General features: G+C 59.6%; 24 protein-coding genes. 10 read left to right on the top strand and 14 right to left on the bottom strand.

The features are described from left to right. The first annotated feature begins 87 nt into the window (after positions 1 to 87). A complete protein-coding gene (locus LJD29_RS08015; protein ID WP_446745233.1) occupies positions 88 to 1,416 on the top strand; it encodes a lipopolysaccharide biosynthesis protein in 1,329 nt (442 codons plus the stop codon). An 11-nt stretch (positions 1,417 to 1,427) separates the two neighbouring features. Here the strand turns inward: LJD29_RS08015 and LJD29_RS08010 are convergent, their stop codons facing one another. The 3 genes from LJD29_RS08010 to thrS all read right to left on the bottom strand — a co-directional run bounded on the left by LJD29_RS08010 (position 1,428) and on the right by thrS (position 4,936). After that, positions 1,428 to 2,387 carry a glycosyltransferase family 2 protein gene (locus LJD29_RS08010; RefSeq protein ID WP_446745232.1) on the bottom strand — a complete coding sequence of 320 codons (960 nt, stop codon included), beginning with the start codon at positions 2,385 to 2,387 and terminating at the stop codon, positions 1,428 to 1,430. A gap of 91 nt (positions 2,388 to 2,478) precedes the next feature. Beyond that, positions 2,479 to 2,727 carry a hypothetical protein gene (locus tag LJD29_RS08005; RefSeq protein ID WP_446745231.1) on the bottom strand — a complete coding sequence of 83 codons (249 nt, stop codon included), beginning with the start codon at positions 2,725 to 2,727 and terminating at the stop codon, positions 2,479 to 2,481. Between the two features lie 184 nt (positions 2,728 to 2,911). Then, positions 2,912 to 4,936: a threonine--tRNA ligase gene (gene thrS, locus LJD29_RS08000; protein ID WP_446745230.1), complete on the bottom strand. Its 2,025-nt coding sequence runs from the start codon at positions 4,934 to 4,936 to the stop codon at positions 2,912 to 2,914. A 267-nt stretch (positions 4,937 to 5,203) separates the two neighbouring features. Between thrS and LJD29_RS07995 the strand changes: the two genes are divergently transcribed. The 3 genes from LJD29_RS07995 to LJD29_RS07985 all read left to right on the top strand — a co-directional run bounded on the left by LJD29_RS07995 (position 5,204) and on the right by LJD29_RS07985 (position 7,590). Beyond that, the gene (locus LJD29_RS07995) at positions 5,204 to 6,013 is read left to right on the top strand and encodes a cupin-like domain-containing protein (protein WP_446745229.1); all 810 of its coding nucleotides are present in this window, start codon (positions 5,204 to 5,206) and stop codon (positions 6,011 to 6,013) included. Between the two features lie 215 nt (positions 6,014 to 6,228). After that, a complete protein-coding gene (locus tag LJD29_RS07990; RefSeq protein ID WP_446745228.1) occupies positions 6,229 to 6,744 on the top strand; it encodes a hypothetical protein in 516 nt (171 codons plus the stop codon). Positions 6,745 to 6,984: 240 nt separating this feature from the next. Next, entirely contained in the window at positions 6,985 to 7,590 is a 606-nt protein-coding gene (locus tag LJD29_RS07985; protein ID WP_446745227.1) for a hypothetical protein, read from the top strand. Between the two features lie 111 nt (positions 7,591 to 7,701). Here LJD29_RS07985 and ruvA read toward each other — a convergent pair whose 3' ends face one another. Both ruvA and LJD29_RS07975 read right to left on the bottom strand, forming a co-directional pair. Further along, a complete protein-coding gene (gene ruvA / locus LJD29_RS07980) occupies positions 7,702 to 8,295 on the bottom strand; it encodes a Holliday junction branch migration protein RuvA (RefSeq protein WP_446745226.1) in 594 nt (197 codons plus the stop codon). Between the two features lie 9 nt (positions 8,296 to 8,304). Next, positions 8,305 to 9,048, bottom strand: coding sequence for a hypothetical protein (locus LJD29_RS07975; RefSeq protein ID WP_446745225.1), 744 nt, complete (start codon positions 9,046 to 9,048; stop codon positions 8,305 to 8,307). A gap of 66 nt (positions 9,049 to 9,114) precedes the next feature. On the opposite strand from LJD29_RS07975, the gene LJD29_RS07970 reads away from it, so the two are divergent. Next, on the top strand, positions 9,115 to 9,405 hold the full coding sequence (locus LJD29_RS07970; protein WP_446745224.1) for a hypothetical protein: 291 nt from the start codon (positions 9,115 to 9,117) through the stop codon (positions 9,403 to 9,405). 3 nt (positions 9,406 to 9,408) lie between these two features. Next, positions 9,409 to 10,314: a Kdo hydroxylase family protein gene (locus LJD29_RS07965; protein ID WP_446745223.1), complete on the top strand. Its 906-nt coding sequence runs from the start codon at positions 9,409 to 9,411 to the stop codon at positions 10,312 to 10,314. 298 nt (positions 10,315 to 10,612) lie between these two features. On the opposite strand, the gene LJD29_RS07960 is transcribed toward LJD29_RS07965, so the two are convergent. From LJD29_RS07960 to lpdA, 4 genes are all read right to left on the bottom strand, one after another. Continuing rightward, the gene (locus LJD29_RS07960) at positions 10,613 to 11,638 is read right to left on the bottom strand and encodes an Lnb N-terminal periplasmic domain-containing protein (RefSeq protein WP_446745222.1); all 1,026 of its coding nucleotides are present in this window, start codon (positions 11,636 to 11,638) and stop codon (positions 10,613 to 10,615) included. A 124-nt stretch (positions 11,639 to 11,762) separates the two neighbouring features. Then, positions 11,763 to 12,434 (bottom strand): peptide-methionine (S)-S-oxide reductase MsrA, encoded by a 672-nt coding sequence (gene msrA, locus LJD29_RS07955; RefSeq protein ID WP_446745221.1) that lies wholly within the window; start codon positions 12,432 to 12,434, stop codon positions 11,763 to 11,765. A 72-nt stretch (positions 12,435 to 12,506) separates the two neighbouring features. Further along, a complete protein-coding gene (locus LJD29_RS07950; RefSeq protein ID WP_446745220.1) occupies positions 12,507 to 12,980 on the bottom strand; it encodes a DUF3455 domain-containing protein in 474 nt (157 codons plus the stop codon). A gap of 75 nt (positions 12,981 to 13,055) precedes the next feature. Next, on the bottom strand, positions 13,056 to 14,486 hold the full coding sequence (lpdA, locus tag LJD29_RS07945) for a dihydrolipoyl dehydrogenase (protein ID WP_446745219.1): 1,431 nt from the start codon (positions 14,484 to 14,486) through the stop codon (positions 13,056 to 13,058). Positions 14,487 to 14,663: 177 nt separating this feature from the next. Between lpdA and LJD29_RS07940 the strand changes: the two genes are divergently transcribed. Then, positions 14,664 to 15,197 carry a Uma2 family endonuclease gene (locus LJD29_RS07940; RefSeq protein ID WP_446745218.1) on the top strand — a complete coding sequence of 178 codons (534 nt, stop codon included), beginning with the start codon at positions 14,664 to 14,666 and terminating at the stop codon, positions 15,195 to 15,197. 12 nt (positions 15,198 to 15,209) lie between these two features. Here LJD29_RS07940 and LJD29_RS07935 read toward each other — a convergent pair whose 3' ends face one another. The 3 genes from LJD29_RS07935 to LJD29_RS07925 form a co-directional block, all read right to left on the bottom strand. Further along, a complete protein-coding gene (locus LJD29_RS07935) occupies positions 15,210 to 15,518 on the bottom strand; it encodes a hypothetical protein (protein ID WP_446745217.1) in 309 nt (102 codons plus the stop codon). Positions 15,519 to 15,520: 2 nt separating this feature from the next. Then, on the bottom strand, positions 15,521 to 16,510 hold the full coding sequence (gene hemB / locus LJD29_RS07930; RefSeq protein ID WP_446745216.1) for a porphobilinogen synthase: 990 nt from the start codon (positions 16,508 to 16,510) through the stop codon (positions 15,521 to 15,523). A gap of 180 nt (positions 16,511 to 16,690) precedes the next feature. Beyond that, on the bottom strand, positions 16,691 to 17,116 hold the full coding sequence (locus LJD29_RS07925) for a hypothetical protein (protein ID WP_446745215.1): 426 nt from the start codon (positions 17,114 to 17,116) through the stop codon (positions 16,691 to 16,693). Between the two features lie 190 nt (positions 17,117 to 17,306). Here LJD29_RS07925 and LJD29_RS07920 point away from each other — a divergent pair, with 190 nt between their 5' ends. The 3 genes from LJD29_RS07920 (at position 17,307) to LJD29_RS07910 (ending at position 20,751) form a co-directional block, all read left to right on the top strand. Continuing rightward, the gene (locus LJD29_RS07920; protein WP_446745214.1) at positions 17,307 to 19,775 is read left to right on the top strand and encodes an endonuclease MutS2; all 2,469 of its coding nucleotides are present in this window, start codon (positions 17,307 to 17,309) and stop codon (positions 19,773 to 19,775) included. Between the two features lie 95 nt (positions 19,776 to 19,870). Continuing rightward, positions 19,871 to 20,506, top strand: coding sequence for a cytidylate kinase-like family protein (locus LJD29_RS07915; RefSeq protein WP_446745213.1), 636 nt, complete (start codon positions 19,871 to 19,873; stop codon positions 20,504 to 20,506). 101 nt (positions 20,507 to 20,607) lie between these two features. Beyond that, a complete protein-coding gene (locus LJD29_RS07910; protein WP_446745212.1) occupies positions 20,608 to 20,751 on the top strand; it encodes a DUF3309 family protein in 144 nt (47 codons plus the stop codon). Between the two features lie 43 nt (positions 20,752 to 20,794). Here LJD29_RS07910 and LJD29_RS07905 read toward each other — a convergent pair whose 3' ends face one another. Both LJD29_RS07905 and LJD29_RS07900 read right to left on the bottom strand, forming a co-directional pair. Continuing rightward, the gene (locus tag LJD29_RS07905) at positions 20,795 to 23,494 is read right to left on the bottom strand and encodes an ABC transporter permease (RefSeq protein WP_446745211.1); all 2,700 of its coding nucleotides are present in this window, start codon (positions 23,492 to 23,494) and stop codon (positions 20,795 to 20,797) included. Between the two features lie 13 nt (positions 23,495 to 23,507). After that, complete coding sequence (locus tag LJD29_RS07900) at positions 23,508 to 26,228, bottom strand: ABC transporter permease (protein ID WP_446745210.1); 2,721 nt, start codon at positions 26,226 to 26,228, stop codon at positions 23,508 to 23,510. Between the last annotated feature and the right edge of the window lie 15 nt (positions 26,229 to 26,243).

Genomic DNA, 26,243 nt, shown 5'->3' with positions numbered 1-26,243 from the left:
CCGATCGTTTACCATGAACAGGTTCCTTTATTTTAGATTGCCGTGCGATTCAAGCCGCGCTCGGGCAGAACTTTCAAACTTCCTTCAATGAACCAAAGCCAGCAGCAGAGCGGCCTCTCGGCTCCCCCGACGCATTCCCGCAATCGCATTCAGAAGATCACCCGTATCCTTACGGCATTCTTTCTGGGGCAGGGCGCGGTGCAGGGCATCACTGTGCTTACCGGTCTCTACCTGGTCCGCAATCTGAGCGTGGAAGCTTATGCGCAATACGGGCTTGCCACCGGCTTTCAGATCACGGCGTCGTCATTGATGGACTTTGGGCTCGCCAGCACGATTATTCCGCTGGTGGGGTCGCGGATCGCTGATCGCAAACTTGTCGGCACCTACGTGCGCGCTGCCAAGCATCTGCGCGACAAAACTTTCTCGTTCACAATTCCCATCGTTGTGGCGGTCTTTGGATTGATCGCGCACCGGCACCACTGGTCGCTCGGCGCCCAGATGCTGCTGATGCTTTCGGTCGTGATCTCGCTCTACTCTGCCGGGCAGGTTTCTTACTTTTCCGCACCGCTTTTTCTTTACGGGCGATTCCGCGAATACTACGTGCCGCAGACGATTGCCGGCGCGGGCAGACTGACCCTGTATGTACTGATGGGTATTGGCAGAGTCTTGAATGCTCCGGCGGCGGCGTTGCTGGGTGCGCTGAATATCACGGCAAATGGCTGGCTGATCGGACGCGAAAGCCGGAAGCAGGTGGAGTGGCCTGAGCATAACGATCCGCGGGTCGAACAGGAAATGCTGCGCTACATTATGCCCGCGATACCGCCCATCATCCTGGGCGCATTCCAGGGGCAGATTGCGCTGTTCCTCGTCAGCATCTTCGGAGGGACAACCAATATTGCCCAAGTGGCGGCGTTGGGACGGCTGGGACAATTATTCATTGTCTTTACCACGTTCAACGTCGTGGTTGTCGAACCGCATGTGGCCCGGCTTCCAGCCGCGCGCCTTCGGAGCGCGTACACGAAGCTATTTGCACTGGCGGTGGTTGCTTCGGGAGGAATTACAAGCCTGGCGTTCGTCGTCCCTCGCCCATTTCTCTGGTTGCTGGGTCCAAACTATCGGGATCTGGCTGGCCTGGTGGGATTGGTTGTCATGACAGCCTGCATCAACTATCTTGCAGGACTGCTTTGGATCATGAATCGTTCACGCAAATGGGTTTTCTGGCGTGGGACTATCCTGGAGGTCACTCTCGTCGTCTTGTGCCAGGTCATTTTTGTCGCGACAATCGGCATGCGGACGACGCGAAATGCGGTCCTGATGAACCTGGCGCTCAGCTTCTGTTACGTGGTCTCGCACGGATATATATCCATTTACGGGCATTCGCGGAAGGATCCGGAAGATCAAACCGCTCTTGGATAGAGACTCAGCCGTTACTTCCAGAAACCGTGGTGCATACTCAGCTTTTTCTTGAGGCCGAGTTTCAGAGCCGCTTCTTTCGTGCCGAGCCGGTAGCCTCCAAGTTTGGCGGCAGTTCGAAGCACCGCCGAGGGCAGCAGGAGAGGATTATGCCGCAGCAGGTACTTCATCTCCGACAGGACGAATTTTTTCCCTTCGCCGCCCGCCTCGCCGAATTCCTTTTTCAGCCAAGCCTCGCGTGAATGCAGTACGCCGATGTCGAAGTAGCGCTTGAACTCCTGCACTGCCGTGTAATCGTGGGAGTGATAGACGCAGGCGTCAGCCCGGTATGCGACCTTCCATCCTCTAAGCAGCATGTGAGCGACGGTAATGGTGTCCTCACCGAAGATGGTGTCGGTTGGGAAGCCTCCGGCATCCTCAAGCGCCTGCTTTCGGTATGCGGCGAAGGAATTCGAGATAAAGATTGTTTTGAAGCCGAATCGCTGCCGGTCGTTCAGTGTTCGCAACTGCGACACATCCGGATAGTTGAAGAGGCGTCCGTGGGCTTCGACGGGCCGGGCTCCGGGCCGGGGAAGCTGGCGCCCGTACGCTGCGCCAACGAGGGGATCCTCAAAAGCCATGAGCAGGCTTCGCACAGCGTCGTCGCTCGCGAGTACTGCGTCCTGAGTGAGATAAACGAGGATCTCGGTCCCGGGAAAGAACTGCGTTGCCCATTGTCGCGTGCCGCCATGATTAAAGTCGCGGCGTGCGATGGTTTCCACACGAAAACCGCTGGCGCGAGCCAGCTCCACGGTGCTGTCGTTCGATGAGGAGTCGACGATGAGCACCTGTGAAGGCGCGATTCCCTGCGCCCTGAGCATGGGCTCGAACTGCGGCCAGTCACGGGCTGCGTTCAGCGTGGGAACAATGACGCCCGCCGAAGCGATGCTGGAGACGCCGATCGGTTGTGCGGCGATCTGGCTGCCACTCTGCATGCTTCTTTCTGAACTCCCTCTAGGCTTGGATGAGACGTGTGCGGTTATACGTCGTCTTGATCATAGGCGGAGCAATCTGGGGGTCGCAACCTCAGCGGACGACCCGCTTGCGTACGGCGAGGCGGCCCAGCATTTCATGCAGGCGGAAGGCCTTGTCCAGCTGCTTCTGGATCAGCAGCATCTGGCGCCGGCGGTGATCTGGGTTGGTGAGGGTTTTTAGCACCTGTTCGTCGCGCGCGGCGTTGCGTTCGAGCTCGAGGATGGAATCCTGTACGGTGGCGCGAAAGCGGTCGCTGACCTGGATGGGTTCGGAGACAGGAACGGGCGGCGTGGTTTTCATTTTCGGATCAGGCCTAAAGTTTCTGGCCATACCGCCGATCATAGCGGCCAGAAATGACAGGAGCGATAACACGAAGGAAGGACGTCGTCCGATCCTGGGACAATTTCTGTCCAGTTTTCGACCGTGAATGAAAAAAGCGACGCGAGAGTCTTCTCGCATCGCCTTCTTCGAAGTTAAAAGTCAGTTACAGCTCCATGGAGTGGCCGGTAACCAGCGACTTGGCCCGGGCGATGAATTCCACCAGCGGCACCGAACCCTGGTCTCCTTTGCCGCGCGTGCGTACGCTCACCGCGCCTGCTTCGGCTTCCTTGTCTCCCATGACCAGTACGTACGGCGTCTTCTGCAGTGTGAAGTCGCGAATCTTGGCGTTCATCTTCTCGTTGCGGGCATCGAGTTCTACGCGGAATCCGGCTTCCTCAAGTTGGGCTTTGACGGATTCGGCGTAGGCCTGATGGCGCTCGCTGATGGGAACGATGCCCATCTGCACCGGCGCGAGCCAGAGCGGGAAGGCTCCGCCGTAGTGCTCGATGAGCACGCCGAAGAAGCGTTCGACTGAGCCGTAAAGCGCGCGGTGGACCATGACCGGCTGGTGGCGCTCGCCGTCCTCGCCCACGTATTCAAGCTCGAAGCGCGCAGGCAGGTTGAAGTCGAACTGCACGGTTGAAAGCTGCCACAGGCGGCCGAGCACGTCGACCAGCTTGACGTCGATCTTGGGGCCGTAGAAGGCGGCTTCGCCGGGGATGGTCTTGTAGGGAATGCCTTTGCGGTCGAGCGCCTTCTGGAGCGACGAGATGGCCAGTTCCCACTTCTCATCGGTTCCGGCGTAGCTCTGGCGGTCCTTTGGATCCCAGGTCGAAAGCTCCACCTTGAACTCGCTGAAGCCGAAGGTGGTGAGCACCGATTGCGCAAACTCGATGCAGCCGACAACCTCGTCTTCGATCTGTTCGGGAGTGCAGAAGATGTGGGCGTCGTCCTGGGTAAAGCCGCGCACACGCAGCAGGCCGTGCATGGTGCCCGAGCGCTCGTAGCGGTAGACGTTGCCAAGCTCGGCGTAGCGCACTGGCAGGTCCCGGTAGCTCTTGGGCGAGTTCTTGTAGATGAGGATGTGCCCGGGGCAGTTCATCGGCTTCAGCCGGTACTCGGCGTCGTCCAGCTCCATCGGGGTGTACATATTCTGCGCGTAGAAGCCGGCGTGTCCGCTGATCTTCCACAACTCGCTGCGCATCACGTGAGGCGTGTAGACCAGTTCGTAACCGCGGCGCAGGCATTCTTTCTTCATCCAGTCTTCCATCGTCTTGCGGATGATGGCGCCCTTCGGATGCCAGAAGATGAGTCCCGCTCCGGCAATCTCCTGGATGGAGAAAAGGTCGAGCTGCTTACCCAGCAGACGATGGTCGCGCTTGGCGGCCTCTTCGAGGCGCACGAAGTGCTCGTCCATCTCCTTTTTGTTGAAAAAGGCCGTTCCGTAGATGCGCTGCAGCTGCGGGTTCTTCTCGTCGCCCAGCCAGTAGGCTCCCGCGAGACTGAGCACCTTGAAGGCCTTCACGCGGCCGGTAGAAGGCACGTGGGGACCGCGGCAGAAGTCCACGAACTTGCCGTTGCGGTAGAGCGAGATCTCGTCGCCCTCCCTGGTGAAACGCTCGATGAAGTGGACCTTCATGAAGTCGTTCTCTTCGCGGAAATGGGCCAGACCCTGCTCGCGGGGCTCGAATTCGCGGACGAACTTCTCGTCGCGGGCGACAATCTCGGCCATCTTCGCTTCGATGGCCTTAAGGTCGTCGGGCGTGAAGGGCGTGGGGCGGTAAAAGTCGTAGAAAAAGCCGGCATCGGTCGAGGGGCCATGGCCGAGCTTGGTGTCAGGAAAAAGCTCGAGCACTGCCGTCGCCATAACGTGCGCGGCGGAGTGGCGCACCACGGGCAGCGCGTCCGGGCTCTTCTCGGTCAGCAACTCGAGTTCGACGTCTTCGTTGAGCGGTGTCGAGAGGTCAACGAGGCGCTGGGCGTGAGCGTCTTCGGTGGCGTACATGGCTTCTTCGCCGGATTGGTCGGTGCTAGTGGCCGTAGCCGCGTGCATCGGCTTGATGCGCGCCACCACGGAGGCAGCGGCAAGGCGCGGAGAGATGCTCTCCGCCACCTGGAAGGGCGTAACACCGGCCGCGAATTGCTTCAGCGAGCCGTCGGGAAGTTTGACCTGTACGTTTTCACTCATAAAGATGTCTTTCTCTTCAGGATATGAGTTTGTCGGGGTGGCGTCGAGCGGTTGTCGCACGGGATGGGATGGTCCGATCCCAAATCCGGAATGTTTGTCGGCGAATGCTTCTGATCTCGTAACCCAAAGAGCGATTCTCGGGACTCACTTTCCCCAAGCCGACTTCTAGGGACTTCACGTACTGATTGTTCTGCTTTAGACCGGGCTGGAGTCGTCCAGGATCTATTCTCAACAGGATCTATTCTCAAAATGTGTAGGAGTCGATAGATGGACAGTCCTGTTGTTTGGTTTCCCCAGATATATGAGGCTACCCGTGAGATGCCTCGCCTCGCCGCCCTGGACGTTCTTGATTCTCTGGGTGACGAGGCGTTTTCGAAAGAGTATGCAGCGCGCTCCATGCCTTTTCTACTGCGGCTGGGTGCGCTGAAGTTCTCTGAAGCGGAGATCTTAGGTCTGCTGCAAGGGGCCTACGGCGATCAGACCGTGAACGTCCGTTTCGGCAATATGGCAGATCCAGGTAGCTACCTGAATCGCCGCGAAGAAGAGATGCCCCTACGAAATTTCATCGGGGAACACTTCATGCAGGTAAACGATGCCGGGACGGCCTATGCCGCCGGCACCGTGATACCCGTCGAGATGGCGCGCGATCTCGGGGTTCCTTTTCCGATGTTCTACCCTGAGTATTTTCTCAATGAGCCACGGATGTGGATGGGTAAGAGGGGAACGGTGACCGCCCTGCACAAGGACATCACGGATAACTTCTCGTTCGCATACTTCGGTGCCAAAGAATGGCTCCTCTATCCGCCAGCCGATTTTCCTTATCTATACATGATTCATCCGAAACCGAATGCACTTCCAGACTTCGGGGTCAGCATGGTTAACGCAAAGTCTCCGGATGCGACACGCTTCCCGGAGTTCTCGAAGGCTACACCGATCTCCGTCACGCAGCGTGCGGGCGATCTGCTCTATGTGCCTGCGGGGTGGAGTCATTTCGTGGAGAATCACGAAGACTCCCTGATGATCAATTTCTGGCTAAGACGCGGAAGATCGCCTGCGGTGTTAGGCAGGGACCGATGACAGGCGTTCACTCCAGTATGCTGTCCCTGTCTCTTCGCATGTGCCGCGGTTAACTCTTATTTTCCGAGAAATCCACCTTCTTAATTTGGCGGTCGCTGGCGATAAGCCGACTTAGCAGTACTAATCGCAATTAACGATGACGCCATCTTCCAGAAGGTTCAACGCATTGATATGCTCTTCGCTAGGAACTCCGCGTCTTCAGGTATAACCACACGATGAAACTTCCTGATTGGTGGACCGCTCCATCAAAAATACTGAAGTTGGACGGACACTGTGGACCTCTCGCCGCATGGTCTGCACTGCACCATTATGGGAAGAAGCCCGCAGCAGCCAAGATCATCTCTGCTTGCCGCCACACGAAACGTCACGGATCGTTCACGGTGCACTTAGCCGCAGGCCTCAGAGAACTAGGCCTACAGGTTTCATTTCACACAGATCCCGATGACGACATCGGTGGATACGAGATGATCGGTTACCGTCGCCTCAAACGATTAGGTGTTCCTGTGGAATGCGCCATTGGACTACCTGAATTGCTCGCACAAAGGAGACGGGGGCGTATTCCAATCGTTCTGTACGACACACCTTCTGAGACCGGTCACTTTTCTATCATTCTTGGAGCAAGTCGCGGAAAGCTCAGGCTTGCAGAAGGCAAGACGATTTCTATGGAAGATTTCATGTCTGCCTGGCGTGCACCTCGTATTCTGAGGCAGTGTGTGATCGCTTGGCGTTGAGCGTGCTCCCGAGAGGTCACCTTTTCGGCAACGTCAGCGAATTACTCCTCATAAACGCCGTTATGGTGAGCTGAGACCTGAAACCGGAGAAGAGGAGCCGCCCAGCCGGATCGCTGGCTACACGCCGACTTCTGAGGAGTAATCGAGGCACCGATTCGTTTTTCCAACGATAGCAAGTGGAACACTTCGTCGATGCCCGGTGTCTAAACTTCGTAAGCAGGGAATTGCCTGGAGAACTCATTGCGTCAGCGCCTCATCGTCTTATTTACGGTTGCTTTCGTTATGGTACTTGCGCGGGCGCAAGCACCATCGCATCCCATCAAGTATTTTCCCGAGTCTTCTCTTGATCTCCGACGAGGCCATCTCAAGAACGACTGGTATTCGGCACAGCTAAGTGCCTTGCAGGAGCCTTCTCTTTACCAGATGATTAGGGCTGCCAACGCAGAGTCATATCGTTTTCTGTGGTTGCGCACCTTCCATCATCCTGTTGCTGTCAGGATAGATGTCAATCCTGACGGGACAGGTCTCCTCACAGCTAAGACGGGAAGTGGGGCTGGAGGATATCGCCCAGGGACGATCTCTGAGAATCATTCACAGGTGCTAAGCAAAGAACAAACTTCGGCATTTCTTTCGCAGGTTGAAGCCAGCAAATTCTGGAGCGCACCTAACCCAATCAACGATCAGAGAGGAACTGACGGTTCGCAGTGGATCATCGAAGGGCTAAAGCGCGGTCGCTATCACGTCGTTGACAGGTGGTCCCCGAATAGCGGGGTCGCATGGCAGCTTGGCTTGATGATGGCATTCGATTTAGCGAATCTCAAAATACCCGAAGATGAAATCTACTAGTCACTATTAATTACTCCCGATAAACGCGCTTCTCGGAAGTCTGTGCGATCCCACTCATGCCGCGATGAAGCTGCGTCATGAATGGGGCACCCGCAGGTTGGCTGTTCTGATTTAGCGAATGACCTTTAACGCCGCGCGGAAGAGCTGGTCGAAGTCTTCGCCGAGCGCTTTGTCCTTTTCGACTACCGTTTCGATGGCTTTCAAAGCAGCGGGGCGCTGGTAGCCGAGGTTGGTCAGGGCGGAGAGCACGTCGTCGGCAGCCGGACCGGCTGATACCACGGCAGCCGCTGGAGCGGTCGCCATGTCTTCCATCTTGTCGCGTAGTTCCAGGCTGAGCCGCTCGGCCAGCTTCTTGCCGACGCCGGGGATGCGGGTCAGCGTCGCGTGATCCTGCGCGCGGATGGCGGCGATCATGCGGTCGGGGTCGAGTCCGCTGAGAATGGTCACGGCCAGCTTCGGGCCGACTCCGGAAACGGTAATCAGCCGCTCGAAGAGCCGCTTTTCGCGCAGGTCAAAGAAGCCGAAGAGCGCGATCAGGTCTTCGCGCACCTGGGTGTGGATGTGCAGGGAGACTTCCGTTCCCTCGGCTGGGAGCGAGGTGAAGGTTGGCACGCTGATGGTGACGTCGTAACCGACACCGGCGGCCTCGACGATGGCCTGACCGGGCTGTTTGGAGAAAAGGCGTCCGCGAAGGTGAGCGATCATGATCCGGGTCTAACCGCGCCGCCTGTAGCGGATCTCGAAGTCGTATCCGGCGTTCGGCGGAAAGAGCTTCGCCATCAGGCGCAGGCGCTCGGCCAGGGACGGCGCAGCCAGCAGCGGATACTCGCGCTCGCGCAGCTCGGTGTAGTCGAAATCGATAGTCAGGGCGAGCATGTAGATGGCCAGCGCATCGGCAAAGGCGGCTTCGAGAAATCCGCTCTTGGCTTTTTCGTCGATCTGTTCCGGATTGCGATTGAGAGCCTTACGGCGGTTCTCGTAGGCATCCTGGCTGGTTTCGCCGCGCACATCGGCGCGGGCCTGCGACCAGGCCAGGTCGCCGAAGCTCTCCGGTACACCGACGGCATCGACGAACTGGTGCCCGGCGTTGATGAAGAATTCGAAGGCCAGCGCGAAGCGGTCCTGCATCAGCCGGGTGGAGATGAATGTTGCCGGGGCCGGGCCGAGCGCGACGTTGCGGTGGCAGATGGCGCGATCGCCAAGATCGACGTTGTAGCCGGTGGCGATGGTGGGCTGCTCGCCCTCGCTCAGCACCAGGGGCACAAAGTAGTAGGCGCGCTCGGTCAGAGCCTTCGCAACGCTTGCGGGAACAGCCTGAACCACGCGGGCAAGCTCTTCGCGGGTGATCTGATTCTCTCCGTGGCCCGCGTAGCGGATGCCATTTGCGGAATGCTCGAGCGGCGCCCGCTGGGCGACCTGGGCGGGTGAGAGCAGCGGTACCTGGGCGACTTCAACCATGAACTTGTATTCTAGCTGAGGCGGACGCGCGTCTTCCGCAGCCTGTCGCGCGTCGAACGGAGCGTTATGTCAGTACACGAGATAAGGCAGGCGCCGGGCAAGACATTCGGCATTCCTCTGGGCGATCTGGGGCTGTTTTCGAGCCTCCTGATGGCCTTCGCCTTTGGGTTCATGGTCTTCTTCGCGGTCTGTTTCGTGTCGATTCTCGGGCTGCTCTTCTACAACTCTGCAGGGCACCACGTAAACATGGCCGACAGCTACCGCTATATCGCCTTTCCGTCCGGCCTGATCGCCCTGGCCGTGGCGCTGGTTGTGCTGCTGGGGCTCTGGGCGCGCCGCAAAATTTCGGGGAGATAGCTCATGGGTCTGATTACGCTCGAAACCACTTCGCCCTCGCCGGATCAGGCACGCCAGCTCTGCGCGCAGCTCGAGGCCGGGGAGATCCTGTACTTTCCGCAGACGCCGATCCGCATCCCTGAGAACGACCTGAGCTTTCTCCTTGGCCAGCAGCAGACCGACAGCTCCCTACATAAGAACATCGCCTACAAGCCGAACATCGACGCCCTGAGCGGCCTGGACACCAAGACTGCCGATCAGGCCGCGGTCGACCGGCTGCGCGGCATCATGCGGAGTTACTCCCGCAGCGTCGTCGAATTTCTCACCGGCTTCCTTTCGCCGTATCGTGGGCAGTGGCAGCTCGATTACGCCAGCTTTCGTCCGCAGGAAGAGCAGGGGCGCGACCTGTCACTTCGCAAACGGAATGACCTGCTGCACACCGACGCTTTCCCGACCCGGCCAACGCAGGGCGCGCGCATCCTGCGCTTCTTCAACAACATCCACCCTACACGCACGCGCGACTGGGTGGTCGCCGATCCCTTCGCAAAGCTCGTTGGGCAGTTTGCCCCGGCTGAGATAGCGCCGGTTCCAGATACGGCGATGAGCAGGGCAGGCAAGGGCCTTGGCCGCGCCATCGGGCTCGGCGCGGCGATTCCGTCCATTAAGCGCTCGCCATACGACGATTTCATGATGCGTTTCCACAACTTCCTCAAGGAAAACGCACGCTTCCAGGCCGAGAGCACGAAGTATCCGTGGCAGTTTCCCGCGGGTTCGAGCTGGATGGTCTATACGGATACGGTGCCGCATGCGGTGCTGACCGGGCAGTATGCGCTCGAGCAGACGTTCCTGGTGAAGCCGGAGGCGATGGTGGCTCCGGAGCATTCTCCGTTAAAGGTGCTTGAGGCGATCGCGGGTACGGGGCTGCTCTAGGCATCCTTGTTCCTTTGTCATTCCGAACGTAGTGAGGAACCTGCTTTTGTTTTCGGGCGTGGATGCGTGAGTAGGCAAGGACAGGTGGTGTGTGGTTTAGTCTCATGAATCAATTGCAGGGCGATGGGCGGCTACAGCCGCTGAGGAGGATCTCCCTCAGGGACTGAAGCCCTTTGTTTTGGCCTTCTGGATGAGACGGCTAAAGCCGCCTCCTACCTGTTCCCGGTTCTCCTACAGGCACTTCGCCTGGACTTGGTCTTGCGAAAAGCAGGTTCCTCGCTTTGCGAGGAATGACAACTCAATGGGCGGCGCTAAGATTCTCAAATCCTGGCCGTCCCTCGCGAATACGCTCTGAGAAATTCGGATCTTTATCCGCGGCCTTTGCCGCTGGATTGATATACGCCCGCTTCTTCAGTTCATCGAAGCTGAGCCCGTCCGTGGCGAGATTCCCCAGTTTGTACTCCATCGCGTCGCCCTTGCCGTTGAGCAGGATGGCCAGATGAAACGGCTGGCTGTGCATTGCCTTCAGGTGGAAGATCTCGGTTGTGCAGTTCGACGTAATGGCGTTGTACCACTCCGCGTGATCGTGCAGCTGGTTGGTGAAGGCCACGTAGTCGAGGAAGAGCTGGCGCATGAAGGGCACGGTTGCCGTGGTGTGGAAGAGGTAGATGTCCTCGTCTTTGCGGTAGTTGGTTCGCAGCCGGATCACGTCGCGCTCGCCGCTCACGACGGAGATGAGCGTGTACTGGCGGAAGAATCCGCGAACGGCCGAGTAGCTTTGCCCGATCTGCTTGCGGGCTTCGATGGAGAAGGCCACTGGGTGTCCGTCGCCGAAGTCAAAGCTCAGGATGGTGTGCGCGATGTAGGGCGATCCCCAGTAATCCATGAAGAGATCCATGCCGCGCAGCTTGTTCAGATCGACGGTGCGGGTGAGCCACTTGCAGGTGTAGTCGAGCTCGGCTCGGTAGTCGCAGTCGCGGACGTTGTGCAGCGTGATGATGCTTCCGGAGACATCGCCCGAGGCCAGCCGCGAAACATCCGCCTGCCACTTTTCGTGATTGGATGGGCGCAGAGAGAGCCACCATACGGTGACGATGAGGCAGCAGGCGAGGCATGCGAGCAGCCGGTTGCGAAAGCCTTTGAGCAAGCACAAAGAGAGCGCGAGAGCTGCCAGGAAGAGCAGGATCGAGGGGATGCGCATCCACGCGATGCGGACATCGAAGAAGAGAGCCGCGCCGCACCACAGACCATACAGCGTGAGGACGATGCAGAGGAAAACGTGGAAAACATTTCGTAACCGTGATGGTGGCGTTTCTGTCTGCATGGCTCTCCGCGATTGCCTGATGATATCGCGGAGTTACGGATCGTGCGGAGGGACGTATTCGCCCTCCATAAGAAAAAGCCCACATCGCGAAACGATGTGGGCTTGCTTATGAGCTGATGCGGTCTTACTCGCCCTTGTATTTCTGGAAGAGGTCCGGAAACTGCTTCTTCAGCTCGGCGATCTTGGGGCGGTCGCAGACGAAGATGTAGGGGTTGTTGGGGTTCTTGATGGCGTAGTCCTGGTGATAGTCCTCTGCCGCGTAAAAGCCCTTGAGCGGAACTACCTGCGTGACGATCTTGTGCTTGAAGACGTGATCGCTGTCGAGCTGCGCGATGTAGTCCGTCGCCAGCTTCTTCTGCTCGTCGTTGGCGTAGAAGATCGCCGAGCGATAGGACGTGCCTACATCGTTGCCCTGGCGGTTGAGCTGCGTCGGATCGTGCGCGACCGAGAAGAAGATGCGCAGCAGTTGCGCGTAGCTGATCTTCGACGGATCGTAGACGACCTTCACGCTCTCGGCGTGGCCGGTGGTTTCCGTCGTTACGTCGGAGTAATGCGCGGTCGCGGCAGTTCCGCCCGAGTAGCCAGCGGTGGTGGCCGTAACTCCCTTGACGCGCTCGAAGACGGCCTGCGTGCCCCAGAAGCATCCTCCGGCGAAGACGGCGGTTTCCTGCGAGGATACTTTCGCGAGTCCGGGATCGGCGGCGAAGGCCGGAAGCGGCGCGTCGGAGGCCTGGCAGCTCACGGCCGGGATTGCAACGGCGAAAAGCAGAAGTGTGCGGGCTATATTCCTGATCATGATTCGATCTCCCACTCCATTGGAGTTGTCCAGCCGGAAAAGGTTACTCGTTCAACTGGCGGGCCGGAAGCCTCATTTTGCCGTGTAAAAACTGTAGGTTGCGCCGTAGACCACCGGCAAAGTACCGCCGGTGCAGGGCTGTTTTGGCGCAGCGCCGGCGTGAGTCTCTGTCCGGCGGATGTAGGCCACATCCGCAAAGCGGCCCTTGCCGCTGCCGGGAACCGCGGCGAGAAGCAACTCAGGGATCGAGGTGCCGTCCGAGGCCGGATGGCTGGCGATCATCTTGCCTTTCACCTCGCTGCCGTCCTGAAGTTTCCAGGTCGGTCCCGCTGTGTGCCAGCCGAGAAGCTTGCTCTGAGCGTCGAGCAGCGTTGCGTCGGGATAATTCAGCGTCCATTGCCCGTTTGTGCAGCCGTAAACCTGCAGGCCGGAGCCCCTGGCGGTGAGCAGAAGCTTTGCGCCTGCGGGAACGTCGATGGAAGTGGACTGTGCGTGTGATGGAGCAGCGATCAGGAAGGCGAGGAGTGATGCAAAAAGGAAGCGCATGACAGGCCAGTCTAGCAGCTGTGAAAGGCCGTGCCACCTGAGCGGCACGGCCTTTCACTGTTTCTTTAAATGCAATTAGACGTTGATCGCGAGGCCTTCGACACTGGCGAAGCCGTCGAGCATTGCCTCGTAGAGCGTCGGATGCGCGTGGACGATCCAGAGCATGTCCTCAACCGTGGCTTCGAGCTCCATGGCGGTGACCGCTTCCGAGATCAGCTCGGTCGCCTGGGGACCGATGATGTGCACGCCGAGGATCTCGCCGTACTTGGCATCGGCAACGACCTTGATGAAGCCGTCGTGCGCGTCGAGAATCGTGGCCTTGGAGTTGCCGACGAACGGGAACTTGCCCACCTTGATGTCGTAACCCTTTTCCTTGGCCTTGGCCTCGGTCAGGCCTACGCTGCCGATCTGCGGCTCGGTGTAGGTGCAGCCGGGGATGCGTTCGCGCTTAATCGGGCGGGCGTACTTGCCGGCGATCCTGGCGGCGGCAACCATGCCAGCCATTGCGCCGGAGTGCGCCAGCTGGGGAAATCCCGCGACGATATCGCCGATGGCGTAAACGCCGGGCTCCGTGGTCTGCATGTACTCGTCGGTCGAGATGAAGCCGCGATCGGGCTTGATCGAGGTCTTTTCGAGACCGATGCCTTCGGTGCGGGGAGCGCGTCCCACGGCAACGAGAACCTTCTCGGCTTCCTTCACGACCTGCTTGCCGTTGGAGTCGGTGAAGGTGACCTTGACGCCATCCTTTGTGTTTTCTACCTTTTCCACCTTGGCGCCGGTGTTGATGTCGATGCCGCGCTTCTTGAACTGGCGGGTCAGCTCCTTGCTGACCTCCTCGTCCTCGGCGGGAACCAGGCGGGGCAGGTATTCCACGATGGAGATGTCGGCTCCGAAGCTCTTGAAGATCGAGGCGAATTCAACACCCACCGCGCCCGCGCCGATGACGACCAGCGACTTGGGAATGCTCGGCATGGAGAGGATTTCGATGTTGCTCAGCACGCGATCGCTGGTTTCGATACCGGGCAGCATGCGGGCGTTCGAACCGGTGGCGATAATGACATTTTTCGCCTTGACGGTGGCCGCCTTGCCTTTTGCCGAGCCTTCGGCGACGACGTCGACGGTATGGATGCCGTCCTTGGCGGGACCGGTCAGCTTGCCCCATCCGGGGACGACGGTGACCTTGTTCTTGCGCATCAGGAAGTCGAGGCCCTTGGTGTGGCGGGTCACGACCGAGTTCTTGCGGTCGAGGATGGTCTTCCAGTTCAGCTGGGCGTCGCCGAGGCCGTCGAGGCCATATTCCTTGGCGTGCTTCAGGTGGTCATAGATCTCAGCATTGAAGAGCAGTGCCTTGGTGGGAATGCATCCGACCAGCAGGCAGGTGCCGCCGAGGGCCGCGTCCTTTTCAATGAGTGCCGTCTTAAGGCCGTACTGGCCGGCGCGGATGGCCGCCGTATATCCGGCGGGTCCGCCGCCGATGATGGCTACGTCGTAAATCGTCTCTGCCAAGGGTAAGCTCCGATCTGGTATTGACTTGCGTGGAAGGGCCGGACGAGGCAAAAATCGCCGGTGCCCAACCGTCTATTGTACGCAAGGCTTCCTAAAGGAAGATGTGCGACGGCGCGGAAGGATGCAGGGCGGCGATTTTCGGCTGGGAGCGCGAGGGGTTTGCGCGATACTTGAGGCATGAGCGCGGTTCCGCATCCCGTTAAACTCTCGGTGGCCGAGTACCTTGCGACCAGCTTCCGGCCGGATTGCGATTACGTGGATGGCGAGATCGAGGAAAGAAACTTAGGCGAGAAAGAACACTCCATCCTGCAGCGTTACTTCACTTTTCTCTTCACGTTGAAACGCGACGAATGGCAGATTGAGGGCTACCCGGAGCTCAGGGTTCAAGTGTCGCCCTCACGCTTTCGGATTCCCGACATCACGGTCGTCCCGTCTGGCCTGGAGAGTGGCAGCGGATTCTGCGCACACCGGCGTTGCTCTTCGTCGAAATCCTCTCGCCGGAAGATACTGTCAAAACGGTTGCGCCAGCGAGTAGACGATTATTTCAAGTTTGGCACGGAGCACGTCTGGGTGGTCGATCCGGATTCGCGCAAGGCCCACGTCTACACGAAGACCGGAATGCAGGAACCGGAGGGCGGCGTGCTGACAATTCCTGGCACGGAGATCCGCGTCCAGCTCAGCGAGCTGTTCGCTGAGCTGGACCGGGCTTAAAGATTTCCGAAACTACTCCTCACAGACGCCGAATTTCGCCAGTCCGCAATGATGGCAGCTCCGGGCGAAGACGCTCTGGTTGTTCCACCACTTTCCGGCGAAGCTCTGGCGGCAGCGGGGGCAGGGGAAGTTCTGGAAGCGGATTCCGGTGTAGAGAAAGAGGACAAAGAAGGCAACTGAAGCGAGCGACAGCAGGACATCGCTGTGGAACAGCGATTGGCTGAGAACGCCGCAGAGCAGGGCGGCCGGCGCGCTGGCCAGCCACACCGTAAGCAGTTGGAACCGGTATTTCCGGTACCTTTTCCAGTCTTGTTCACACATATTTAGTTCAGGGCCCTGGCAGCATCTTTGGCAAAGTAGGTCACAATAAATCCCGCACCGGCGCGGCGGATCGAAAGCAGCGATTCCATCATGGCGCGCTGCGGCTCGAGCCAGCCTTTGGCAAAGGCCGCGTGCAGCATGGAGTACTCGCCGGACACCTGGTAAGCCCCGATGGGTGCGTCAAATCTCTCCCTGGCCGCGCGAATCACATCGAGGTATGGCATGGCGGGTTTCATCAGGATCATGTCCGCGCCCTCGCCCAGGTCCTGTTCGATCTCGCGCATGGCCTCGCGCAGGTTCGCTCCATCCATCTGGTAGCTGCGACGGTCGCCAAACTGCGGCGCAGAGTCGGCTGCTTCGCGGAAGGGCCCATAAAACGCCGAGGCGAACTTGGCCGCGTAGGACAGGATTGGAGTCTGTTCGAAGCCTGCCACGTCCAGCTCATCGCGCATCTCGGCCACGCGGCCGTCCATCATGTCGCTGGGAGCGACGATGTCTGCTCCGGCGCGGGCGAGCGATACAGCGGTTTTGGCGATCAATTCCAGGCTGGAGTCGTTCTCGATCTCATACTCGTTGCCGTGCTGGTGCACGATGCCGCAGTGGCCGTGCGAGGTGTACTCGCAGAGGCAGACGTCGGCGATCAGCAGGAGGTCTTTTGCCGCCTTCGACTGCTTGAGGGCACGCAGGCCCTGCTGGACAATGCCGTTTTCGTCCCACGCGCCTGTCGCCTGCTCGTCCTTTGTCTCGGGCAGACCGAAGAGCAGCAGGCCGCCCAGGCCGAGCGATGCGGCTTCCTCGGCTTCCTTCACCGCCTCGTCAATCGAGAGGTTAAAGACGCCGGGCATGGAGCTGATTTCGCGGCGGATGCCTTCGCCGGGGCAGAGGAACAGCGGATAAATCAGTGCGCCAGGCTCAAGGCTTGTCTCACGTACCAGGCTGCGCATGGCCTCAGTGCGGCGCAGGCGCCGCATGCGGGTTACGGGGAAGTCCATCTCTCTATTTTAGAGTCGCCAGGCCCGGCTAAAGACTCAGCGGCTCGTACTCGTTCCGGGATGCAGCCAAAGGGGGCCGGGTATTTTCACCGCCAGGGCGCAAAGAGCGTAAGGAAAAGCCGCAAATTTTTGCATTCCTTCGCGTCCCTGGCGGTGAAGCCTTTCGTCTTGCCGGTCAACTTAAACGCTGATCTGCTCGTACTCGTCCCGCGATGCAGCCGGAATCAGTACCCAGAGCGTGTAGATCGCGAGGGCGGTGCCGGTGATCGGGCGGAAGATCGTCAGGAAGGCCATGACCAACGCGAAGATCCGGGCAGGGCGCGCGCGGCGGGCGAGAGCAAGGCCCGCCAGGACCGACAGGATGCAGCGCCCCACCAGCGTGATCGTGATGAGCGGAAGCAGGGAGTGCACATGCGTAAACGGGAACTCCGAGAACGGCCCCTGGTTCCATGGGCCGAAATACCTGCCGAAGCGGCCCGCGAAGATGGACAGGGCGATCATCCAGTGCAGAAAGGTCCACGCACCGTAGGCAATCCAGAGCACCGACAGTGCGCGGATATGCCGCCGCACCCGGTCGGAAGGATAGACCGGCAAGGGTCCCGCCATGGGAACGGCCTGCGGCAGTGGCCGGCCACAGTTGGAGCAGAAAGGTTGGGGGGAATTCACAGGCTGACCGCAGGCGCTGCAGAACATGAAGTGGCCCTCCTACATCAGGTCTCCCAGTGAGGAAGACCTGATCAATATACGCGGCCGCCGGCTGGGTGGTTCCTGCTGCGAAGGGCGGTAGGATGAAACTATGCCCCTGACACACCCCATTCCGGCGCCTGTGAACGAGTTTAGCCCCTCTGTGCTCGAGTGGGGACGCTTCCTGGACCTGCTTGCCGGCTACGCCCAGTCTGAAGTTGGCCGGTTATGGCTGCGGCAGCTGGCGCCCTCGACAGACTCCCCATGGATAGCACGCGAGCATGCGCTCGTCGCCGAAATGATGCGCCTGATGGCCGCCGGGGCGCGTCCGTCGATCGGCGCTCTCTTCGATCCGTCTCAGGATCTGGCCAAGTCGCGCATCGAGGGCGCCACGCTCGAGGCCGAAGAGATACGCCGAGTGGTGAACCTGGCCGATGACATTTCCGGATGGGTCGCGCTGGTGAGCGCGCCGCCCGAGGCACTGGAAGAGGAGTTGCAGGAGCTGCGCGTGCTCTCAGGTTCGCTGCTCAGCTCACCACTGTCGCCGCTTGTCGAGTCGCTCAGGGCACGCATCCTGCCCGATGGTTCGTTGACCGACGATGCTTCGCCCGAGCTGCGCCGCATCCGGCGTGAAATGGAACGGCAGCAGCGCGCCATCGAAAGCAGCCTGCGTTCGGCGCTACGCCGCTTCTCAGAAGGCGGCTCGACCCAGGATGATCTCATCACGATCCGTGGCGAGCGCTTCGTAATTCCCGTAAAGGCGGAGTGGAAGCGCCGCGTGCAGGGCGTGGTGCATGGTGCGAGCTCCAGCGGGCAGACCGTCTATGTGGAGCCGCTCGAAACCATTGAACTGAATAACGACCTGGTCAGGCTTTTCGAGGAAGAACAGGTGGAGATCCACCGCATCTTTACGCAGATGACGCGGCAGATAGGGCAGTATGCCGCGGTGATCCTCGAAGGTGCGACCGTGCTGGCACAGGTAGACACGCTGCAGGCCCGCGCCCGCTTTGCGCTGGATTACCGCTGTGTCGCGCCAATCTTTACTGCCGCCGAGCTGGCGCTACGGCAGGCGCGTCATCCGCTACTTGAAAAGCGTCTGCGTGCGCAGGGCGGCAGCATCGTGCCGTTGAGCCTCGAGCTCAACGATGAAGACCGGCAGCTTATCATCAGCGGTCCCAATACCGGCGGCAAGACCGTTGGCCTCAAGACGACCGGCCTGCTGGCCATCATGGCGCAGAGCGGCGTTCCGGTGCCTGCGGAAGAAGCGCGGCTGCCGATCATCGACGCGTTTCTTGCCGACATCGGCGATGCGCAGTCGATCGAGCAGAATCTCTCCACCTTCTCGGCTCACATCGTTAACCTGAACCGCATTGCCAGGCTGGCAGATTCCGGATCGCTGGTTCTGCTCGACGAGCTGGGTTCGGCTACCGATCCTGAAGAGGGCGCAGCGTTAGCCGTTGCTATCGCAGAGCATTTTCTGAAGGCCCGTGCCTGGTCGATCATCTCGACGCACCACACCTCGCTCAAGATCTATGCGGAAAACACGGAAGGCGTGCTCAACGCAGCTGTCGGATTCAACGAGCAGACCCTTGCGCCGACCTATGAGCTGCGGCAGGGCGTGCCCGGTGCCTCGGCAGGCATTAACATCGCTGCGCGTCTCGGTCTTGACCCAGAGATGATCGCGGCTGCGCGCTCGCGACTGAGCACCCAGACGCTCGACATCGGCAAGTTTCTGGATAGCCTGCACGACCAGCTGCGCAACCTCGGAACAGAGCGCCTGCGCGTGCAGCAACTCGAAGGCGAACTGAAGCGCGAGCGGCATCGCCTGGAAACCGAGGGCATGAAGGAGTGGCGCGCGCGCGTCCGTGAGATGGAGCAGAAGCTGGCCTCGCTGCTCAAGGACTTCGAGTACCAGGCACGCGAGACGGTGAAGGCCATCGACGACCGCGCTACCCAGACCAAGCTTTCGAAAGAGGCAGAGCGCCGCATTGCGCGCCTGCGCAGGGAGTTTTCCGAAAGCTTCAACTCCGCGGTCGTGGCCGACCATACCGGCGCCGACAAGAACGATGCAAACGCGCAGCCGCACATCGCAAAGCGCGTGTCGCAGGGCGATACCGTCAAGCTGCGCAGCCTGGGCAAGACGGCCATCGTTCAACGGCAGATAGACGATAAGACCTTTGAAGTGGCCGTGGGTCCGATGAAAATGCGGGTAGCCCGCGACGAAATTGCAGAGGTCATCCATACGGCGCACACGCAGCCGGGAGCGCCCCAGACGCCGTTGCAGGCGGCGCGGAATCGCCGCGGTGTTTCAGTATCCGTAGCCGACCCGGACAATATCGGCTACGAGATCAACGTGATCGGCCGTACAGCGGACGAGGCGCAGGACGAGGTTGAGAAGTTCATCGACCGTGCCTTCCTCGCCGGCTTGCCGCGGATCCGAGTGATTCACGGTACCGGCATGGGTATCCTGCGACGCACGCTGCGTGAGTGGCTGCGGCGGCATCCGCAGGTGGCGGCCGTGACCGAACCGGGCCAGAACGAGGGTGGCGCCGGGGCCACCCTCGTGGAGTTCAAGCAGTAAGGCATATCCGAAGGGAACCGGAGGAAAACGACTGTTGCCCCGGAAATGACGGAGCGTTATCATTCGGCACGCCTTTTCTCCGGGAGTCTGCCTCAATGATTAAGACCATCACCGTGGAGCGCGAGTATGGAAGCCGCGGCGCGGAATACGCTCACCACCTTGCCGACAGGCTTGGATGGAAGCTGGTCGATCAGTGCCTTATTGAAGAAATTGCGAAGAAGGCCGGCGTCGCTCCAAACCTTGCCGAAAGCTGCGACGAGCGGCTTGACCCGTGGTATTACCGTTTTGGGAAAGCCTTCTGGCACGGCTCGCTGCAGCGGCTGCCGGTCGCGCCTGAGACTGAGCTATTCGACAGCGACAACATGGTGCTTTTCGTCCGGGACTATCTCGAGCAGCTTGCGGAGCAGGGCAACTGCGTTATTGTGGGCCGCGGCGCCGCACCCATTCTCGCCCGCACGCCGGGCGCGTTTCATGTGTTCGTTTATGCCTCGCAATGGCGGAAGGTGAAGTGGTTTGAAGAGCAGTTTCCGGAGCAGGCGAGATTCGCCGAGCAGGAACTGGCAGCCACGGACCGCAGGCGAGCGGTATATATCCGCCGCTACTTCAACCAGGACTGGACGGACCGGCGGCTGTACCATCTGATGCTCAATTCCTGCATGGGCTTTGACGCCATGGTGCAGGCTACCCTCGACGCGGCTGGCCTCGGAGCACGTGAGACGGCGTCGATTTAGCGCCGGTTGTGCAACCCTTTTTTCGCGCAAAGGCTCTATCAGTCTGTCGTTGCCGCTCTAGCGCAATGCGTGAAAGGGCGATCGAATAAAGGAGAACAACTATGCTCGTGATTCTCATTATCCTGCTGCTTCTGTTCGGATTTGGCGGTTATCGCATGGGGCCCGGCATCGGATACTACGGCGGTGGCGGCATTAGCCTCATCCTTCTGATCCTGATCATCCTGCTGTTGCTACGAGTCATCTAAATTTCAGACAGAACACGAGGGCCGACATTCATGTCGGCCTTTTTTATTCCGCCCGTAACGCCCGCATGGGGTCGACCGCGGTCGCGCGCCGCACCGGGGGCACGACGGAGAGCGCGATCACGGCAAGCATGACTCCCGCCGCAATAAAGTAACCGGATAGCGCGCTGCCGGCATTGATTCCAAGCAGATGACTGATAGTTTGACCGATGACGAACGCGATGGCCGTGCCGGCCAGCATGCCTGCGGCGGTGTAATACAAAGTGCGGCGAACCACAGTCGAGATGATTCCGCTGCGTGGTGAGCCCAGCGCCAGGCGAATACCGATCTCGTAAATGCGCCGGTTTACGGAGCGCATCAGCAGCCCATACAAGCCGAGCGATGTGAGAAGCAGCGCCAATGCCGCGAAGCTGTTCGAAAGCAGCATGAGCATGCGCTCACGGCTGAGATCGTCGTGCGCCAGATCGATAAAGCTGCGTGGCTTTATGGTTGCTCCCGTGGGAAGCGTTGCGGCAGCAGCGGCGCGCAGGGCCGCCAGGGCGAGATCGTCTGACTTTGCGCGCACGATGATCTGGGTCATGTCATTCGGTGCAAACTCGGCCACAGAGTCGAGATGAACGAACTGATACATAAGGCGCGGCGCGGGACGGTGCAGAGAGACGAACTTCGCATCCTCAGCAACCGCCACGACCCGGCAGGACTTCTTAGGATCGACAACCGTGCCATCGGGCTTGCCGAAGGTCGAGAAATAAACCTGGTGCCCTACAGCGCTCTCACCGGGAAAGAAGCTTTCAGCCTGTGTCCGGCCGAGCACGCAGGACTGGCCTGCACTCGCGGGCGTGGGATCGCCGGCGAGAATGCGCGTGCCCGCGGCCTCGAAATAGCCCGCAGAGACCTGCGCCATGGTCATGGTCTGCTGGCTGTGCACGTTGTGCTGGCGATCGAACGAGAAAGCCCGAGTAACCATGAAATGGCCGCTGAGCGGGAGCGGGCCGACGTGTGCGCTTGCGACCACGCCCGGCTGCGACTTTACAGAGCTGAAGAAGCGTTGGAACAACTGGTTCGACTGCGCATCGGTCAGCTTCAGCGCGGTGACGTCAATGGAGGCTGCTGCCGCATTGGTAAAGTTGAAGCCCGTCCGCGACATCTGCAGATGCAGCAGCGTGTCGCTGAGAGTTGCCGCGGTGCTGACCATGCAGATGCTCACTGCGACCTGCAGTGCGATCGCCCATCCGCCCAGCTGCTTCTTCGAGAGATTCCGGCCAGCTACTTTGAGATCGAGTGCGGGAGCCGTGCCTGCGGCGCGCATCGCCGGTACGGCCGCCGCACCCAGCGCGACCAGTATCGTGATGCCTGCGTTGACCGCGAGGATGGTTGCATTCGGGCGAAGATCGAGCGGCTGTGGAGGCCCGTCGAAGGCGAGCATCGCGACGAGTGCGCGTACCCCGGCCCAGCCAAGAAAGATTCCGGCAATCGAACCGGGAACGGCCAGCATCAGCGTTTCCAGCAGAACCTGGGAGACGATGCGTTGCCTTGATGCGCCGAGCGCGGCGCGCAGTGCGTACTCCTGCTGGCGTCCGCTGACGCGAGCCAGCATCACGATGGCTGTATTCACCGCGCAAAGAATCAGCAGCAGCGCTACGAGGAGTTCGAGCACGAGCAACGGCTGCTCGTATGTTGTTTTCAGCCAGGAAAGGCCGCTCGAGCCTTCGCGCACGTAGAGTCGCAGCGAAGGAAAATACTCGGCAAGAAAGATGCGCGACGGGTCTGCATCCTTGCGCAGCGTCGGCTCCATCGCGTGCGCCTCGGCAATGGCCTCGGCGACCGTACGTCCGGGTTTCAACCGGCCCATGGCATAGAAGCCCGAGTGAGTTGGCCATGGTGCCGTGAGCTCGTCCTTGTCAAAGAAGATGTTTACGGCGGTGAGAGGCAGAAACACCGCAGGACGCAGGTTGGCGGTGAGCCCGACGAAGGCCCGTGGCATCACGCCGACGATGACCGCAGGATGATCGCCGATGACAAGCTGCTGACCCAGCACCGAGGTGTCGCTGTTGAAGCGATTCTTCCAGTAGTCGTAGCTGAGGATCGCCGGCAGGATCGAGGCATTGTCGTCCTGCGCTGCAAAGCCGCGGCCCAGAGACGGCTCAAGCTGCAGCACATCGAAACTGTTCGATGAAAGGAACTCAAGGTCTTCGAGTGATGTCTGCGAACCGGCACGAACGCCGAACCGCTCATGGGAGCGCAGCGTAATCGTATCGGTCCACGCCATCAGGTCGCTGCTGGTTGTCTGCCGTTCGCGTAGCAGCTTGTAAAACGGTCCGCTCAGCCCATGCAGGATGCTGTTATCGCGCAACTCATAGCTGACGAGCCGTTCTGGATGTGGAACGGGGAGGGTTTTTAGGATGATGTTCCAGGAGAGGGTGAAGATCGCCACGCTTGCACCGATGCCCAGCGCAATGGTGGCAATGGCGATCAGCGAGACGGCGGTGGACTTATGTAACTGCCGCAGAGCATATTTCGCATCACCCCAAAATGACTCGATACGCGGCCACTGCCATGTCTCGCGGCTGCGCTCGGCGATGACGGTTGCGTTTCCAAAAGTGCGTCTCGCTGCCTGCTCCGCCTGCGTGCGGCTCAGTCCTTCGCGCTCCAGTGCTTCGATCTTCTCTTCAAGATGCGAGCGCATCTCTTCAGCCAGTTCGGTGGCTATCTCTTCACGTCGAAAGATACGTCGGAACCAGTTCATGCTGGTCCTCCTTCTACTCTGCGCGCAGTGCCTTCATTGGATCGATCCATGCAGCCCGGCGAGCAGGCAGCATCGTTGCGACGGCAATGGCCAGGAGCATGACTGCTCCCGTGATACAGAACAGCCACCATGGCGCATTGGCAAGGTCCTTGTCGCGACTGATCAGCGTACGTACGGCGGCCCATGCGATCAGTGACCCGATCACCGAGCCAGCGGCTACCAGCGTTGCTACCTGCCTGCACACAAGCGCCGATACCGAACGCCGGTCCGCGCCCAGAGCCATGCGAATGCCGATCTCTCGTGTCCGCTGAGTGACGGAGAAGGCGAGAACCCCATACAGGCCGATGGCAGCGAGCAGCAGTGCGAGCGAGCCCATCGCTGCAGAGAGCATCGTGATGAGCTTCTGGCTGAAGAGTAAATCGCCGATGTGCTCCTGCATGGTTTCAGGTTCATCGATAGGAAGGCTGCTATCGATGGAATGGATGAGCGCCCTTACTGAATTCGTAAGCTCTTTCGGATCACCTGTAGTGCGCACGTAAAAGTTCAACGGCAGTTCCCGCGTGTGCGTGCCGAGATCAGGCGACACCGTCCAGGGAATGTAGACGAAGGGAGTCCATGGATCTTTCGCGAGATTGGTTGCATGAATGGTTGGGATTACACCAACAATTGGGATATCGGGCTTATGAGAACCGAAACCAACAGATCCTCTTAAGGCGCGCTGAATATCTCCACCGAAGAAATACCGGACGAAGGCTTCATCGACGATGACAGCCTTGTGATCGGGAACTGCATCGGCCTCTGTAAATTCCCGTCCAGCGAGGAGCGGAACTTCCATCGCGGAGAAGAAGCCGGGACCAATCGCATTTGCATCCGGAAAAGGGTCCTGGGGGATATTGACGTGGCCCGTAACACTGACGTTGCTGCCACCTTCATTGCCGCTGATCAATCCCCGCTGCGCGTAAACGACACTAGTTACACCGGGAAGACGTTTTACACCTGCGACGATGTCTTCATATTCCTGCTTCGCAACTGCCGCCGATCTTCCCTGCTCCATGGCATCGACAAAAAACGTCAGGACATGGCTGGTCGCAAACCCTGGTTTGATGTTGCGCAACCTGTAGAGGTTACAGGCAAAGATCGTGGCACTAGCCATCAGGCCAAGGCTCAACGCAATCTGTGCGACCACAAGCACGCTGCGCAGGTTGCTGGAACCTGCTGTGGCAGCGCCGCTGCGTCCATGCAGCGATTGCTGTAGGTCGATGCGGGTGCTTAAAACGGCTGGCCCAATGCTGAAGAGCACGCTCGTCAGAATTCCGGCTGCGATGCTAAAGGCAACGATGCGCCAATCGATGTGTGAGGCAAGAGCTAGATGCAGAACGTCTGTCTCCGGCGTTGCCTGCAACAGTAAGCGAAGCGTGAGCAAACCGAGCGGCAACCCGCACGCCGCTCCAATCAGTCCCAGAATCAAACCCTCAATAATGACCTGCTGAAAGATGCGCTGACGGCTTGCGCCGAGTGCGGCGCGCATCGCAAGTTCCGAGTGCCTGCGGATCGCCCGGGCAAGCAGCAGGTTGGCGATGTTGCCGCACACGATCAGAAGAACGATAACGGCCATTGTTTGCAGGACCGCAACGGGCTGACCGAAATCTTCTTCGAAGATCGAGATGCCTCGCGAACCCTTCACCACGCTCAGGTGTGTCTGGAGCCATCCGGTTCGGTCGCCGATTTCATCCTTCTCGATACTCAGGGTGTCGCGACGCCAATTCCACCAGAGGGTGTTTAGCTGGCTCTCGGCCTGTGTCCGTGTCACGCCGGGTGCAAGTCTCGCAACAATATTCAGCCATACGTTCAAGGGGTCGGACATAGGGTCGCCATGTCCTGGCGAAATCAGTTGCCGGATGGCGACAGGCACAAAGAAAGCCACAGGTCTGCCGTCCATCAGGCCCTGGTGGCAAACGATACCAATCAAAGTGACAGGGGCGTTATTCAGCAGGATGGTCTGGTTCAAAAGCGAGGCGTCTGCGCCCAGGTGAGCCCGCCAGTATGCTTCGCTCACAACGGCGACAGGATTGCCGGCGTGCAGTCGATTGTCAGCCGGAGTAAGAAGCCTGCCCAGCAATGGCTGCAGGGCCAACACGTCAAAGTAGTTGCCGCTCACAAACTGCATGTCAGCGCGTTCCGTCAGCTTATGAGTTGTGAGCACGACAGGGGACAACGCTGAAACGGCCATATCGCTGGTCACACGATTCGAGCGCATGGCCTCGTATGCGGGATAGGAAAAATATTGTTTCTGGCTGCCTGCATACGCGTTGAGCGTACCGGTCTCGAAACGCGAGTGCTCTTCAAGCAGTACCAGTTCTTCCGCCCTGTGCACCGGCATCGTCTTCAGCAACACCTGCTGAAAGACGGTGAAGATGGAGGTATTCACGCCGATGCCGAGCGCAAGCGTCAAGATTGCGGTTGCTGCGAAGGCAGGCGCATTTCGTAACTGTCGCAGAGCATATTTTGCATCGGTCCAGATGTTCTCGATGCGTGGCCACTGCCAGGTCTCGCGGCTTCGTTCTGCTATCACGGTGGTGTTGCCGAAGGCGCGTCTCGCCGCCTGCCCGGCTTCATCGCGGCTCATGCCTTCGCGTTCGAAGGCTTCGATCTTCTCTTCGAGATGCACGCGCATCTCTTCGGCCAGTTCTTGTGCAATGTCTTCGCGATGAAAGATACGACGGAACCAGTTCATGCTGGCTCTCCAGTC

Origin of the sequence: Silvibacterium acidisoli (genome assembly GCA_022870745.1) — a bacterium.
Lineage (GTDB): Bacteria > Acidobacteriota > Terriglobia > Terriglobales > Acidobacteriaceae > Silvibacterium.
Note: the sequence above shows the minus strand (reverse complement) of the source record. Positions and strands in the feature narration are given on the sequence as shown.